Genomic DNA, 14,200 nt, shown 5'->3' on the forward strand with positions numbered 1-14,200 from the left:
GGTCCTGTCGTCAAATTCCCGTCGTCGCCCGAAGGGCGGCCGTGCGGCGCGTGCCGGGCGTCGCACGGCAGACGGGAATTTGACGACAGGACCTAGCGGCCCTCGGCCGCCGCGAGGCGCCCCGCGTCGGTACGGCTCAGGGCGGCGGTGACCGCCTCGGCCACCCCCGGCAGTTGGGTGTCGAGGAAGAAGTGCCCGCCGCCGAAGACCCGGGTCGTGGTGGTGGCGGTGGTCAGCTCGCGCCAGGCCCTGGCCTCGTCCACGCTCACCACGGGATCGTCGTCCGCGACCAGCACGGTGAACGGCACGTCGAGGCGCGGGCCGGGTCGCCAGACGTATCCGCCGATCGCCCGGTAGTCGGCCCGCAGCGCCGGCATGACCATCTCCCGCAGCTCCGGGTCCTCGAGCACCCGCGGAGTGGTGCCTCCCAGCAGCCGAACGACCCGCAGGATGTCCTCGTCCGTGCGCAACGCGTCGTACCGGGCGGGCCGGGCGGTGGGGGCGCCCCGGCCGGAGAGGATCAGTGCCTCGGGCCCGGGCAGGGACCGCTCGGCGAGACGGCGGGCCACCTCGTAGGCCGCGACGGCGCCCATGCTGTGCCCGAACAGGACGTACGGACCCGTCATCGCGCTCCGTACCTGTTCGGTCAGCGCGTCGGCGAGGCGGCCCATGTCGTCGACGGGCTGTTCGCTACGGCGGTCCTGACGGCCGGGATACTGCGCCGCCAGCACCTCCACCGCCGGAGCCAGCGCCCGCGCCAGCGGCAGGAAGGCGCTCGCCGCGCCACCGGCGTGCGGGAAGCAGATCAGCCGCGGTGCCTCACTGCCCTGCCGCGGCGCCGGATCCTGCGGATGGAACCTGCGCAGCCACTCGCCCGCCATTCCCACTCCCTCGGTCTGCCCGCTCAAGTCCGCCCCGTGCGGCGCACGGCCGCGCCCAGCGTGCCGCACGCCGTTCAAAGAGCGCACAAACCGCGCACAAGTCCAGCCATTGCGCTGAGCAGTTCGGCCGCCCGCTCGCCAGGGAGCGCGATACTGAGCCTCATGATCGCGATCCGGTTCGACCGCTTCGGCGGCCCCGAAGTCCTCCAGACAGTTGAACTTCCCGTCCCGGAACCCCAGCCCGGACAGGTCCGGATCACCGTCGAGGCCGTGGGCGTCAACTTCGCGGACACCCACCAGACCGACGGCTCCTATCTGAGCGCCGACCTGCTGCCCTACATACCCGGAAGCGAGGTCGTGGGCCGCACCCCGGACGGCCGGCGCGTCCTCGCCCGTGTCTCGGGCGGGTACGCCGAACAGGTCCTGGCGTCCGAGACCGCACTCGTCGACATCCCCGAGGACCTTCCGGCGGCTCACGCGCTCGCCCTGCTCACCCAGGGCCTGACCGCCTGGCACCTGCTGCGCACCGCCGCCCGGCTCGCGCCCGGCGAGAGTGTCGTCGTCCATTCCGCGGCCGGCGGTGTGGGCAGTCTGGCGGTACAACTGGCCCGGCACTTCGGCGCCGGACGCGTCCTCGCCCAGGCCTCCACGCCCGACAAGCGTCGACTCGCCCTCGAACTGGGCGCCGACGGCATCGCGGAGTACCCCCTCTCCGAGAAGGCGGACGTCATCCTCGACGCGGTGGGCGGCCCCCTCTTCGACCAGGCCCTCGACTCCCTCGGCCTCTCCGGCCGCCTGGTCACCTACGGCAACGCCGCCCGGCTCCCCTTCACCCCTGTCGACCCGGCCCGTCTCAGCCGCCTCAACGCGGCCGTCATCGGCTTCTGGCTACGCCCCGCCCTGAAGGCCCCCGATGGCTACACCGAGCCCCTCCGCGAACTCCTCGGCCTCACCCGCCGCGGCGTGCTCCGACCGGTCACCGGCCCCAGCCACCCGCTGACACAGGCCCGCCGCGCCCACGAGGACCTCCTGGCACGCCGCACCACCGGCAAGGTCACCCTGCACCCGTGAACCGCTCAAAGCCCGGTCAAAAGGGCGTCGTCCGCGTGACATACCCACGCCCCGGCCCTTTGCCTCCACACCGCCCCCACGCCATGATCAACCACGGCACACCACGCCCCCAGAACGTGACCGGGCCGTCCGAATCCCCCGTTGAGTCGGCCCGGTCACCACTCCCTCAAGCCTCCCCGCGGGGATGGAGTCGGGCGGTTCGGCCTCTTTCGGAGGCAGTATCGCCCGAACCGCCCGTACCCTTCATGGTGTCTACGGCGCCACGAAACGGGCGCCAAACCACTGGAGGCAACACCTCGTGCTGATTGCTCAGCGTCCGTCCCTGACCGAAGAGGTCGTCGACGAGTTCCGTTCCCGGTTCGTGATCGAGCCGCTGGAGCCGGGCTTCGGTTACACCCTCGGCAACTCCCTGCGTCGAACCCTCCTGTCGTCGATTCCCGGCGCTGCTGTCACCAGCATCCGTCTCGACGGTGTCCTGCACGAGTTCACCACCGTGCCGGGCGTCAAGGAGGACGTCACCGACCTGATCCTCAACATCAAGCAGCTGGTCGTCTCCTCGGAGCACGACGAGCCGGTCGTGATGTACCTGCGCAAGCAGGGCCCGGGTCTGGTCACCGCCGCCGACATCGCGCCCCCGGCCGGTGTCGAGGTACACAACCCCGACCTCGTCCTCGCCACGCTCAACGGCAAGGGCAAGCTGGAGATGGAACTCACGGTCGAGCGTGGCCGTGGTTACGTCTCCGCCGTGCAGAACAAGCAGGTGGGCCAGGAGATCGGCCGTATCCCGGTCGACTCCATCTACTCGCCGGTGCTGAAGGTCACGTACAAGGTCGAGGCCACCCGTGTCGAGCAGCGCACCGACTTCGACAAGCTGATCGTCGACGTCGAGACCAAGCAGGCGATGCGTCCGCGTGACGCCATGGCCTCGGCCGGCAAGACGCTGGTCGAGCTGTTCGGTCTCGCCCGCGAGCTGAACATCGACGCCGAGGGCATCGACATGGGCCCGTCCCCGACGGACGCCGCCCTCGCCGCCGACCTGGTGCTGCCGATCGAGGAGCTCGACCTCACTGTCCGGTCGTACAACTGCCTCAAGCGTGAGGGCGTCCACTCGGTGGGTGAGCTGGTCGCGCGCTCCGAGGCCGACCTGCTCGACATCCGCAACTTCGGTGCGAAGTCGATCGACGAGGTCAAGGCGAAGCTGGCCGACATGGGCCTGGCCCTCAAGGACAGCCCGCCCGGATTCAATCCGACGGCCGCCGCCGAGGCCTTTGACGCGGGCCATGACTCGGACGCGGGCTTCGTGGAGACCGAGCAGTACTGAACGCCTCGCCACGGCCGGGTCATCCCGGCGGGGAGCCGATGAGGAGGGGGCGGCGCGGCATGCGACCGCCCCTTTCCGCGGGAAGCCCCGGGAAGCCCCGGGAGGCTTCGGGATGCCTCCGAAAGACCTCAGGGAGTGAGCACGACCCTGCCGAACACCTGGCCCACGTCCATGTCGCGGTGGGCCGACACCGCCTGGTCCAGTGGCAGCACTGCGTGCACGACCGTGCGCAGGTTCCCGTGGGCGGCATCGGCGAACTGGGACGACCGCACGGCCTGCCGGTCGGGGCCGGGCACGGTGTCGGAGCTGAAGGTGGCGAACGACAGGGACCGGCGGAAGGCGTCCATCAGCCGCATGCCGAAGTCCGCCGGCGGCTGCCCACCGAGCACGCCGACGGCCACATAGCGCCCGTTGGAGTTCAGCCTGTCCAGGAAAAGGGAGAGCTGGGGACCCCCCACGACATCGATCACCACGTCGAAGCCCGACGGCGCGTCCGAGCCGCCCTCGCCGGAGCGGTCGAGGACGTGGGTCGCGCCCAGGTCCCGCAGGCGGGCGCCCCGCTCGGCCGATGAGGTGGTGACCACCACCGCGCCGGCCCCGCCTCCGACCGCGAGCTGGACCGCCGTGATCCCGATGCTGCCTGCCGCCCCGCGCACGAGCACGGTCTCGCCTGGCGCGAAACGGGCGCGGTCCAGGGCGAAGTGGGCGACCACACCGGAGCCGCCGAGAGTCACCGCGTCGGTGCCGGTCAGTCCGGCGGGCAGCGGAAGCGGACCACCCGCGCCGTCGCCGAACTGGCCCACCGCGCCCAGACGGCCGGCCGGTTGCGCCCCGGCTTCGTCGTCGACGACCTGATCCTCATGCTCATGGCCCACCGGGGCCTCCAGGACGTGCCGCGTGCCGCCCGGATCACGGCGTCCCGCCGCTTCGCCGCCTACGTCATCGAGGCGTTCCGCGCCATACCGGAGACGGGAACGCCTGCGCCACCACCGAACCCGGCGCGTCCCCTGCCCCACCGCCGCCCGCGCGGCTAGCGTTGCTCCTTCGCAACTGCGGTGGAGGGGGCGGAGTTGGGGCGGTTGAGCGGCGGCCGGGGTGCTGTGCGGGCGGGGTCGGTCCAGGACGCGGACGAGCGGCGGCGGCTGTCCACATCGGACCTCGTGGGGCTCGCCGCCGGTGGGGTTCTCGGGTCCGGGTGGCTGCTGGCCGCCGGTCCGGCCTTCTGGGGGCTCGGTAAGTACGCCGTGTGGGGGTGGGTGGCCGGCGCGGCGCTGATGCTGCTGATCGCCGCCGTGATGGTCGAGCTGGGGATCGCCGTCCCGAAGACGGGTGGGCTGATCTTTCTTCCGCTGCAGGCCGCCGGCCCGCTCGTGGCCTCCGTGGTGGCCGCGGGGCTGTGGATCGTGTACGCGGTGAACCCGGCGAGCGAGGCGGCCGCCATGGTCCGCGGGCTGGCGTACAAGTTTCCGTCGCTGCTGGAGAACTCGGGTGAGCTGAAGAGAGCGGGCAAGCTCACGACGGGCGTGGACCAGCCCTACGACCTCTCCCACACCGGCCTCCTGTGCGCTGTCGTCTTCATGGCGCTGATCGTGGGGCTCAACCTGCTGCCGCCCCGCCGGCTGATCAGGCTGAACCTCTTCATCACCCTGGTGAAGATCGTCATCCCGTTGCTGGTCGTCGTCTGTCTGTGGCTCGCCGCGCTCGACACCGGGCACAGCTGTCAGCCACGCGACGTCTGGTATCTCAGCGGCGGGACGGAGAGCGCCAAGGTCCTGAAGGAACAGGCCGGGAATTCCTCGCACTTCCTGTACACGGTGCTGGGCGGCAGCATCATCTACGCGTACATCGGCTTCCAGGCCCCGCTCGACTTCGCCGGCAACGTCAAACGGCGCGGCATGGGCGAGGCCGCACGGCTACGCTGGGCGGTGTACGGCACCCTCGTCGGCGCGTTCCTGCTGTACGCGGCGTTGCAGTGGGTGTTCGGCCAACAGTGCGGGCTGCTCAAGGGGAACATGCTCGACTCGCCGTACGCCAAGATCGCCTTCGTGTTGGAGATGACCGGTCTTGGCTGGCTGATTCGCGTGAACGCGTTGCTGTCCCCGATGGGCTCCGGCATCGTCTTCACGCACGCCCTGACCCGCGAGGTCGCCGCCCTCAGTCGCGCCCACCTCACCCACCGGGGACTGCAGACGGCACGCCGGGCCTCGTTCCGGTTCCGGGGCGGCGCGATCGACGCGTACTGGATGATCCTGCTGGTCAACTTCTCGATAGGGCTGGTGATGCTGGCCCTGACGCGGGGCAGCTGGGAGGAGCTGGTCGCCCTCAACAGCGTGCCCGCGCTGGTGGTGTACGCCATGCCGGGCGTCGTCCTGGTGGCGCTGAAACCGCCGGGGTTCCGGGGAACGCGGCGGATCCTGCACCTGGCCCTGTCCTACACCGCGTTCGTGGCGATCGCCGTCGTCATCCACGAGGCCAGGTGGGACGACGTGTGGCGGGGCATGGCCGCCGTGGGGATCGGCGCGGCGCTGCTGCTCGGGCTGCCGTGGCTGGCGGGACTCGACCTGCCCTTCGTGGGACGCCTGTTGCGGCGCTACGACGCCCGGGAACACGTCTCCCGCCTGGCCGACCCGGACGACCCCGCCGTACGGCCGGTGCTGCTGTTCCTCGCGTATCTGGCGGTACTCGTGACGTGCACGCTGCTCGGGCACGAGTACGACCTCTCCCGGGTGACGCTGCCGGTCACCGCTCTGTCGGCCGCTGTTGTGTTCCCCCTATTGGTCCGGGCCTGCCGGCGCTACATGGCGGCCGTACCGCCCACCCTGCCCGCTCCCCGCCAGGAACCTCGGATGAAGCCGTCCGCCACCGCGGAGCCGTCCGTCACCGCAGAGACTTGACGACCCACTCGGCCGCCTCGCTCCGCCCGGCCGCCCGCAGCGCGGCCACCGTGTCATCGCGGTGGCCCACGTCCGACCAGCGGCCCACCGTGGCCCGCAGCAGCAGCTCCGCGTCCGGCAGCGGCAGCTCCAGCACCTGGCCCACGACCTCCACCACGTCGGCCCGCGTCACCAACTGCTCGTTCTCCAGGAACCGTTCGAGCAGCGTCCAGGCCACGTTGTCGAGGCCTGCCCGGTGCAGCCGGCCCGCGACATCGGCGACCAGCTCGGCGTCGACCGTCCCGGGCGAGGCGGGGTCGGAGAGTTCACGGCAGGCCGCGCGCACGGCGACCGAGTGGCGGGCGTCGTGCAGCGCCCGCAGACAGTCCACGAACCCGTCCCGGTCCGCGTCCGAGCGCATCACGGCCACGGCCAGCCGGCGCCCCGCCTCCAGCGCGGCCCGGGTCCGGTCCCGGCTGCGCTCGACGCGGTCCAGCAGGGTCACCAGGTCGGCGCCGGAGCGCCCCTCGACGCGTACGGCGGCGGCGTGGCGCAGCAGCCGGGAGCACTCGGGGGCGGCGTCCTCCAGGGGCAGCCACTCGTCCAGCTGTCGCAGTTCTTCCAGCGGGCGGGGCGCGGAGCCGGAGGCGGACGGGCCCGCCACGATGTCGGTCAGCAGGTCCCGGGTGGTACGGGTCAGGACCGGTTCGCGGTGCCAGGACGCCACGAGCACGGCCAGCTCCTGCACGTTCTTGTGCCCGGCCGCGTAGTGCCGCACCAGGGCGCACTTGGCGGGGGACGCCTCGTCCTTCGCGAGGATCGCGCAGAGCTTCACCAGGTGCCGGGGCTGCGTGGTGCGGCCGATGTGTTCGGCGAGGGCGTCGTGGCCGCTGCCGCGCCGGGCGATCAGCCTCGCCACCAGGCGCTTGGTCCGCTCCACCTCGGTCGCGTCCGAGGCACCCAGCCGCTCCTCGACCCAGTGCTCCAGGACCCGTCCGGCCGGGCTGAGATGCTGGAACGCGCCCGCCAGGTCGGCGATCTCCTCGCCGCCCTCGCTCGCTCCTTCGGCGCCCGGCGGGCCGTCGGCGATCGCCCGCAGGGTCAGCCCGAGCAACCGGTCGGCCTCGCGGTGGCAGCCCTCGTCGCGCAGCGCGGTGTGCAGCAGCGCCTTGTCGAGGTTGGTGCGGCCGGAGCCGGCGCCCGCGAACACCTTGACGGTGCGCTTGGCGAGCGCCGACTGCCGCTCCTCCAGAACCCGCACGAACACCGCCACGTCGAACGCCGTCCGCTGGCAGGCCACGTCATGCACGATGCTCGCGGTGATCGTGGCGGGCTCGCTCCCGGACTCCGCCTCCTGCTGCATCACGGCCAGTTCGGCGGCCTCCCCGACGGGCCGCGACAGGGCGGCCGTGGCCATCAGCATGACCGCGTCCCGCCGGTCGAAGTGGTGGACGAGTTCGACGAGTTCGTCCACCGGGCGGCGCAGCGCGAAGGCGTGCAGGGCGCGCATGGCCATGGCCCCGCGGTGCTCCTCCCGCATCCTGCGCAGGATCCCCACGAACTGCGGGACCTCGATCCGGGTCACCCAGGCGTACGCCTCGTTGAGCGACTCGGTCAGGTCCGGCTGGAACAGGTGGTCCGTGCGACGGGCACCGTCGATGCCCTCGGTGGCGGTCATCCGCCGCCCAGCATCGCGGGTTCGATCTCACCCCAGTACCTGACGAAGTCGACCGGGTCGGGCAGCAGTTCGCCGGCCCTGGCGTCGACCCTGCGGGCCAGCTCGCGGCTCTGCTCGTCGCCGGCCTTCAGCCGCACCACCACACGGCCCGCGAGGTCGGGGCGGCGCATCAGTTCGGGCAGGTTGCGTTCGCCGTTGAGGAGCAGTTCGCGGACCCACTCGTCGACCGTGACCGGTGCGCGTGTGCGGGACCGGCGGCCCTTGGCGTGGTTGGTGAACAGCGCGGCCGCCTCCGAGGCGTCGTTCAGCAGCATCCGGGGGGTGTGGTGGACTCCGCACTCCTGCATGCCCTCGTCGATGCCGGCGCGCAGTGCGCCGAGCGTGAGGTCGTCGGGGTGCTCGGGCATGCCCTGGGCCAGCACGTTCAGCAGGTGGCCGCTGAAGGTCGTGCAACCGTCGAGGGGAGCGGGGAGGTTCGGGCAGGCGCCCGCCCAGGCGTTGTGGACGTTGCCGCCGACCGCGGTGAGCACGCAGGTGCCCTGGTACCGGGTGCCGAGGACGCCGGGCAGGGCGGACTCGGGGCCCAGGTGCGGCAGCATGCTGGAGTAACAGCAGTCCGCGATCAGCACTTTGAGGCCTGCCTTGCTCTTCCTGATCGCCCGGTACACGTACCACGCGGACAGCCAGGTCCAGGGCTCGTTGACCCGGGAGGAGCCGAGCGCGAAGTGGACCTGGCCGCCGGGCACGTCCTGCCAATAGGCGCCGTGTCCGACGTACACCACCAGCAGGGTGTCCTGCGGCCCCTCGCCGGCCGCGGCCGCTTCGTGGAGGGCGCGCATCACGCCGTCGGCGGTCCGCACCTCGTCCCGGTCCAGCACCGGGGACCGGGCTGCGGTGCCCCACCGTGGGTCCCGGTCGAGCGCTGCGCCGTATGCGCGGGCGCTGGCCTCGATCGTCGGATACCCGTGTATGCCGGAGTCGTCGGCGTACGTCCCGACCCCCACCACCACCGCCCGTGACGCCATGCCGGTCAGCTCCCCTCGGGGGCGTCGGGGCCGTCGGTGCGCCGCGGCGGCTGCGGGTCCTGCGGAGGCTCGGGGGGCCGGACGACGACGATGACGGGCGGCGGGTCGAGCCTGCGGCGCCGCCAGTTGTCGACCGCCAGTTGCGTGGCGGCCTGCACCGCGGCCCCGACGGCACCGCCGAGCACGGCCTGCAGCATCGTCTCGGCGAGGCCCCCGTCGAGGGTGCCGTCCCGCCCGGCCGGTTCCAGCCGCCAGGCCAGCCCGGTCGCCTGCCCGAGCTCTTCGAGGAGTTCCTGCGGGTCGTCCAGGCCGACCGGCCCCTCGACCTTCACGGAGATGGTCGCCGTCATGTCCGCCATGTCTCCCCCGCCGCCGTGTGCCGTACCCATCCACTCTGCCAGGCCGGACACCGGCTTCACGAGGGCGAACCGATGCCCGTTGCCGACTCGGTGCGCCCCTGGTCGCCGTCTGCGCGCCCCTGGTCGCCGCCCGAACGGGTGCTGAGAGCGCGGGGAGCGGGGAAGCGCACGGCCTCCTCGCCCCGGCGTCCACGGACAACCGGTCAGTAGAACTCGACCGTGTTCACGCGGTTGAGCAGGTCCTGTCCGTCGAGGAGCCGGGTGGCGTTGGCCGCGAAGAGTTCGGCGATGAGGCGGTCCTCGGCGGCGTTGAGGGCGGCGGTGTGGGGGCTCACCAGGACGCGGTCGTGGTCCCAGAGGGGGCTGTCGCCGGGCAGCGGTTCCGTCTCGAAGACGTCCAGGGCGGCGAAGCCCACCTGGCCGCTGTCGAGGGCGTCGACCAGCGCGGCCTCGTCCACGACGGTTCCGCGGCCGACGTTGACTACGGTCGCGCCGGGCCGGAGGGCGTCGAAGAACCCCTTGTCGAGGAGGTGTTCGGTCGCCGCGGCCGACGGCGACCTCATGTTCGGCAGCACCCTCTCCGCCGTCCTCATCACCACGCTCGGCGACGCCGCGATGACCTCCTGGGCCTGGCGGATCCCGTTCCTGCTCGCGGTCCCGCTCGGCTACGTCGGCTTCTACATCCGCAGCAGGCTGGAGGAGACCCCGCACTTCACGGCACTGCGCGAGGAGAAGACCGTCGCCCGCAACCCGCTGCGAGAGGCACTGACCTCCAGGCGGCACCTCAAGGCGATCGCGCTCACGATCTTCCTGCCCGCGCTCAACGGCCCCGGCTACTACCTGCTGTTCGTCTACATGCCGACGTACCTGAAGACCTCGCTCGGCGAGCACAACTTCTCGATGGTGCGGGCGCTCATGGTCACCGCGTGCAGCCTGGTCGCCATCGTGATCAGCATCCCGCTCATGGCACGGCTGTCGGACCGCGTCGGCCGCAAGCCCGTGCTCGCGGGCTCGGCCGTCGCCATGGCCCTGGTCTCGTACCCGATGTTCCTGCTCATCACCACGGGCGAGTTCGGGCTCGCGTGCCTCGGCACCGCGGTGCTCGCCATGGCCTTCTCCGGCCACGCGGCCGTCGTCCACACCGTGCTCGCCGAGATGTTCCCGACCAGCGTGCGCTACTCCGCGTACAGCATCGGGTTCAGCGTCTCGACGATCATCTTCGGCGGCAGCGCCCCGCTCGTGATGACCGAACTCATCGAGTCGACGGGGTCCAACCTGATCCCGGCGTTCGCCTCGATCATCACCGCCGCGATCACCCTGGTCACCGTGGCGTTCCTGCGGGAAACCAAGGGCCGCCCGCTCGCTTCCCACTGAACCGTCCTTCTGAACCGCACTTTGGGAGACACCCCATGGCATCCGGAACCCACTCGGTGGCGGTCGTCGCCGACCTCGGCGAGAGCTTCGGCAACTACACGATCGGCGACGACGCGGCCCTGCTCGGCCTCGTCACCGCCTCCAACATCGCCTGCGGCTTCCACGCGGGTGACCCGCGCATCATGGATCAGACCGTCGCCGACTGTGTGGCCCGCGGCATCGAACTGGGCGCCCACCCCGGCTACCCCGACCTCGTCGGCTTCGGCCGCCGGCTCATCGAGGCGTCGGAGGAGGAGATCCGCACCGACGTGCTCTACCAGCTCGGCGCGCTCGACGCCTTCGCGCGCGTGCACGGCGGCACGATCAGCCACGTGGCCCCCCATGGCCGTATGGGATCGATAGCCCAGACCGACGCCAAGCACGCCCGTGCCATCACGGACGCGATCGCCGCGTACGACACGGACTACATCGTCATCTGTCAACGCGGCCTGCTCGCCGAGGAGTCGCGCAAACGCGGCCTGGACGTGGGGTACGTCTTCCTCGCCGACCGGGGCTACGGCGACGACGGCATGCCCGTGCCGCGCTCGCACGAGCAGGGCCTGATCTACGACCCCGAGGTCATCGGCGAGCGGTGCGCGCAGGTCGTTCAGGAGGGCACGGTCCGCTCGGTCGACGGCAATGTCGTCCCGCTCGGCCACGACGTCGACGTCCTGCTGCTGCACGGCGACCACCCCAGGGTCCTGGCGAACGGCACCGCGCTGCGGGCCGCGTTGGAGAAGGCGGACGTCCGGGTCACGGGGCTGAAGGACGTGCTGGCCGAGAAGGCGAACGTGGCGGTCTGAGGGCGCTTCGATGGCCACCGCACAGTTCCCCGCCGTCACCGTCGAGCCCTTCGGGGACTCGGCGGTGATGGTGACCGTTCCGCATCCCGACCCGGCCCTGCGCAGGGCGGCGATCGTGGCCTTCCGCGAGCGGTTTCTGGCGGACCGGCCGCACGGAGTGCTCGACGTCGTCTCCGGCCTGGAGTCGCTGCTCGTCGAGTTCGACCCGCTGCAGACCGCGCTCGCGCACGTGGAGTACGCCGTACGGCTGCTCGCGCGGGGCCTGCCGGTGCACGAGCCGCTCCGGCCGCGTTCGGCTCTGCGGTTCGCCATCCCCGTCGTCTTCGACGAGGAGACCGGACCCGACCTGGCATCCGTCGCCGAGGAGGTGGGGCTCGCCCCGGCCGAAGTGGTCGAGGCGATCGCCCAGTCCACGTTCACGATCTCGCTGCTGGGCGCGGCGATGGCCCCGATGATGGACGGGCTCCGGGTGCCCCGACCGGTACGCCGGCGCGCGGAGCCGCGTACCGATGTGGCGCCCGGGGCGATCATGGTCGCCGGTACGAACGCGATCATCCAGCCGTTCCCCGGACCGACTGGTTGGCGAGTGGTCGGGCGCACCCCGCACACCATCGTCGACATCTCGCGCCCGGAACCCGTGTCGTTCGGCACGGGCGACATCGTGCGGTTCGTGCCCGTCACACGGGACGAGGCGGCCGCGCTGGACGCGGGCTTCCTGCTGCCGACGGAGGTGCCGGCATGACGACGGTGGGCCTCGACATCACCGGCACGGGGTGGATCACGACGTTCCAGGATCTCGGTCGCCGGGACTCCGAACGCCGTGGCGTCCCCACCGGGGGCGCCGCCGACCAGCACTCGGCGGCCGTGGCGAACGTCCTCGTGGGCAACCCGCGCGGGGCGACGCTGATCGAGAGCCTCGGGGGTAAGCCGGCGTTCGTGCCCGACGCGGACGTCCTGGTCGCCGTGACCGGCGGGCCCGCCCGGGTCACGGTCGGCGGCGCGCCCGTCGACAGCTGGTCGCCGGTGGTGGTACCGGCGGGCCAGGAGCTACGGGTCCGCGGTGACGTCGGCCTGGGTGCCCGGACCTACCTGGCCGTCAACGGGGTCCTCGCGGCCGAGACCCTGCTGGGCAGCGCGGCCCCGGACGCGCGGATGGGCTTCCCGCAGACCCTGGGGACACGCGTCCGCCTGGAGTCCGACTTCCGGGGATTCCGGGGCAGCCACTTCACTCCCCCGCTCTTCCGGCTCCCCGTCCCCGTGCTGCGCTGCCCGGACGGGCCATGGGTTATCGACGTCGTCGAGAGCCACGGGATCCATGCGATTCCCGGGGTCCGGGAGCTCATCGCGGAGTCGTCGTACGTCGTCACGGGCCGCTCGAACCATGTCGGCCTGCGACTCGACGGACCGGTGCGCCATCCGGACTCGGACACGGAGATCGTCTCGCACGGGGTTCCCATCGGTGCCCTGCAGATCCCGCACGCGGACGAGCTGATCGTCCTCGGCAGGTACCGGAGCCTGACGGCGGGCTATCCCATCGTCGGAGTCGCCTCGCGGGCGTCCCTCCCGCTGCTCGGGCAGGCCGGGCCGGGGCGGGAGCTGCGGTTCCGGTGGGTCGACCGGGAGACCTCGGTGCGGCGGTTCGCGCGGCGGGAGAGCGAGTTGCGGGTGCTGGAGCGGGCGACGGCCGACGCGTTCGGTGCGCTGCGCTTCGAGTCCTCGGCGCACTTGATCCGACGCTAGTTGAGAAAGTATTCTCACTTGATACAGACGTCTCAATTGGAGGAAGAACCGTGACGAGGACCGCGACGAGGACCGCGCTCATCACAGGCGCCGGCAGCGGGATCGGGTTCGAGGCGGCCCGGCTGCTCGCCCGGGACGGCGTCGCCGTCGTCCTCGTCGGCCGCCGGCAGGAGGCGCTCGACAAGGCCGAGGCGGCCATCCGCGCCGAGGGCGGCACCGCCCACGCGATCGCGGCCGACATCACCCGCCCCGACGAGGTGACCCGGCTCGTCGACCGGATCCACGCCGAACTCGGCCCGGTCGACGTCCTCGTCAACAACGCGGGAAGCGCGTCGTCGGTGCTCAACCCGCAGTGGCTGCCGCACGAGGAGTGGCGCGAGGTCCTGGACGTGAACCTCACGGCGGTCTTCCAGCTCACCCAGGCCGTGCTGCCCGACATGCTCGGCCGCGGCGACGGAACGATCGTCACGGTCTCCTCGCTCGCCGCCGTCAACCCCAACCTGCTCGGCGGTGCGGCCTACGGCGCGGCCAAGGCGGGGGTGCGCAACTTCATGACCTTCCTGCACAACACCTTCCGCAACGAGGGCCTGCGCGCCATCACCGTGCTGCCCGGCGAGACGGACACCCCGATCCTCGACAACCGCGCCCGGCCACCGGCCACCGAGGAACGCGCCCACATGCTCCGCCCGGAGGACGTGGCAGAGGCCATCCGCCTCGCGGTCACACTGCCCCAGCGAGTCGTGCTCCAGGAGATCGTCGTCGCCCCGACCCGCCAGCGCGACACGTCTACCGACCTCGACATCAGCCGCAGGGCGGGCGCTCCGACCGATCCGTCGACACGGGTCCGGCCCGCCGGTACCACGCCCCAGGCCGACACCTCGGCGCACGTCCACCCCAGCGGCACGGCACCCCAGGCCGGTCCCGCCGACTCGGCGGCGCAGGTCCAGCCAGCCGGCACCACGCCCGAGATCCGCCCCACGGACGCCGAGCGCCGGGAGCGGCCCTCCGACGCCCGCCCCCAGGACTGACCACCCCC

15 protein-coding genes are annotated in these 14,200 nt (G+C 72.0%); 9 read left to right on the forward strand and 6 right to left on the reverse strand.

Annotation, left to right across the window (positions count from 1 at the left end):
* Positions 1 to 92: 92 nt before the first annotated feature.
* Positions 93 to 881 carry a thioesterase II family protein gene (locus ACIA8X_RS33310; protein WP_393456944.1) on the reverse strand — a complete coding sequence of 263 codons (789 nt, stop codon included), beginning with the start codon at positions 879 to 881 and terminating at the stop codon, positions 93 to 95.
* A gap of 162 nt (positions 882 to 1,043) precedes the next feature.
* Here ACIA8X_RS33310 and ACIA8X_RS33315 point away from each other — a divergent pair, with 162 nt between their 5' ends.
* Together ACIA8X_RS33315 and ACIA8X_RS33320 are read left to right on the forward strand one after the other, a co-directional pair.
* The gene (locus ACIA8X_RS33315) at positions 1,044 to 1,952 is read left to right on the forward strand and encodes a zinc-binding alcohol dehydrogenase family protein (RefSeq protein ID WP_393456941.1); all 909 of its coding nucleotides are present in this window, start codon (positions 1,044 to 1,046) and stop codon (positions 1,950 to 1,952) included.
* Positions 1,953 to 2,250: 298 nt separating this feature from the next.
* Entirely contained in the window at positions 2,251 to 3,273 is a 1,023-nt protein-coding gene (locus tag ACIA8X_RS33320) for a DNA-directed RNA polymerase subunit alpha (protein ID WP_393456938.1), read from the forward strand.
* Positions 3,274 to 3,401: 128 nt separating this feature from the next.
* Here ACIA8X_RS33320 and ACIA8X_RS33325 read toward each other — a convergent pair whose 3' ends face one another.
* Entirely contained in the window at positions 3,402 to 4,148 is a 747-nt protein-coding gene (locus ACIA8X_RS33325) for a zinc-binding dehydrogenase (RefSeq protein ID WP_399459857.1), read from the reverse strand.
* Between ACIA8X_RS33325 and ACIA8X_RS33330 the strand changes: the two genes are divergently transcribed.
* Both ACIA8X_RS33330 and ACIA8X_RS33335 read left to right on the forward strand, forming a co-directional pair.
* Positions 4,140 to 4,307 (forward strand): hypothetical protein, encoded by a 168-nt coding sequence (locus ACIA8X_RS33330; protein WP_399459858.1) that lies wholly within the window; start codon positions 4,140 to 4,142, stop codon positions 4,305 to 4,307. The two genes, ACIA8X_RS33325 and ACIA8X_RS33330, sit on opposite strands and share 9 nt — an antisense overlap.
* Positions 4,308 to 4,352: 45 nt before the next feature.
* Positions 4,353 to 6,167: an APC family permease gene (locus ACIA8X_RS33335; RefSeq protein WP_399459859.1), complete on the forward strand. Its 1,815-nt coding sequence runs from the start codon at positions 4,353 to 4,355 to the stop codon at positions 6,165 to 6,167.
* Here ACIA8X_RS33335 and ACIA8X_RS33340 read toward each other — a convergent pair.
* The 4 genes from ACIA8X_RS33340 to ACIA8X_RS33355 all read right to left on the reverse strand — a co-directional run bounded on the left by ACIA8X_RS33340 (position 6,151) and on the right by ACIA8X_RS33355 (position 9,771).
* The gene (locus ACIA8X_RS33340) at positions 6,151 to 7,824 is read right to left on the reverse strand and encodes a hypothetical protein (RefSeq protein WP_399459860.1); all 1,674 of its coding nucleotides are present in this window, start codon (positions 7,822 to 7,824) and stop codon (positions 6,151 to 6,153) included. The genes ACIA8X_RS33335 and ACIA8X_RS33340 overlap by 17 nt on opposite strands.
* Positions 7,821 to 8,849: a hypothetical protein gene (locus ACIA8X_RS33345; RefSeq protein WP_399459861.1), complete on the reverse strand. Its 1,029-nt coding sequence runs from the start codon at positions 8,847 to 8,849 to the stop codon at positions 7,821 to 7,823. The genes ACIA8X_RS33340 and ACIA8X_RS33345 overlap by 4 nt, the downstream gene beginning before the upstream one ends.
* A 5-nt stretch (positions 8,850 to 8,854) precedes the next feature.
* A complete protein-coding gene (locus tag ACIA8X_RS33350) occupies positions 8,855 to 9,199 on the reverse strand; it encodes a hypothetical protein (protein ID WP_399459863.1) in 345 nt (114 codons plus the stop codon).
* A 212-nt stretch (positions 9,200 to 9,411) separates the two neighbouring features.
* Positions 9,412 to 9,771, reverse strand: a complete 360-nt coding sequence (locus ACIA8X_RS33355) for an NAD(P)-dependent oxidoreductase (RefSeq protein WP_393456923.1) — start codon at positions 9,769 to 9,771, stop codon at positions 9,412 to 9,414.
* On the opposite strand from ACIA8X_RS33355, the gene ACIA8X_RS33360 reads away from it, so the two are divergent.
* Genes ACIA8X_RS33360 through ACIA8X_RS33380 form a run of 5 tightly spaced genes read left to right on the forward strand, consistent with a single transcriptional unit; the run spans position 9,770 to position 14,192 of the window.
* Positions 9,770 to 10,582 carry an MFS transporter gene (locus ACIA8X_RS33360; RefSeq protein WP_399459864.1) on the forward strand — a complete coding sequence of 271 codons (813 nt, stop codon included), beginning with the start codon at positions 9,770 to 9,772 and terminating at the stop codon, positions 10,580 to 10,582. The genes ACIA8X_RS33355 and ACIA8X_RS33360 overlap by 2 nt on opposite strands.
* 35 nt (positions 10,583 to 10,617) lie before the next feature.
* Positions 10,618 to 11,424, forward strand: a complete 807-nt coding sequence (locus tag ACIA8X_RS33365) for a LamB/YcsF family protein (protein ID WP_393456917.1) — start codon at positions 10,618 to 10,620, stop codon at positions 11,422 to 11,424.
* Positions 11,425 to 11,434: 10 nt separating this feature from the next.
* A complete protein-coding gene (locus ACIA8X_RS33370; RefSeq protein WP_393456914.1) occupies positions 11,435 to 12,166 on the forward strand; it encodes an allophanate hydrolase subunit 1 in 732 nt (243 codons plus the stop codon).
* Positions 12,163 to 13,164: a biotin-dependent carboxyltransferase family protein gene (locus tag ACIA8X_RS33375; RefSeq protein ID WP_399459865.1), complete on the forward strand. Its 1,002-nt coding sequence runs from the start codon at positions 12,163 to 12,165 to the stop codon at positions 13,162 to 13,164. Before ACIA8X_RS33370 ends, ACIA8X_RS33375 begins: the two co-directional genes overlap by 4 nt.
* A 50-nt stretch (positions 13,165 to 13,214) precedes the next feature.
* Positions 13,215 to 14,192 carry an SDR family oxidoreductase gene (locus tag ACIA8X_RS33380; protein WP_393456908.1) on the forward strand — a complete coding sequence of 326 codons (978 nt, stop codon included), beginning with the start codon at positions 13,215 to 13,217 and terminating at the stop codon, positions 14,190 to 14,192.
* The last annotated feature ends 8 nt before the right edge of the window (positions 14,193 to 14,200 follow it).

Source organism: Streptomyces sp. NPDC051738, from assembly GCF_044453205.1.
In the GTDB taxonomy this organism is placed as follows: Bacteria; Actinomycetota; Actinomycetes; order Streptomycetales; family Streptomycetaceae; genus Streptomyces.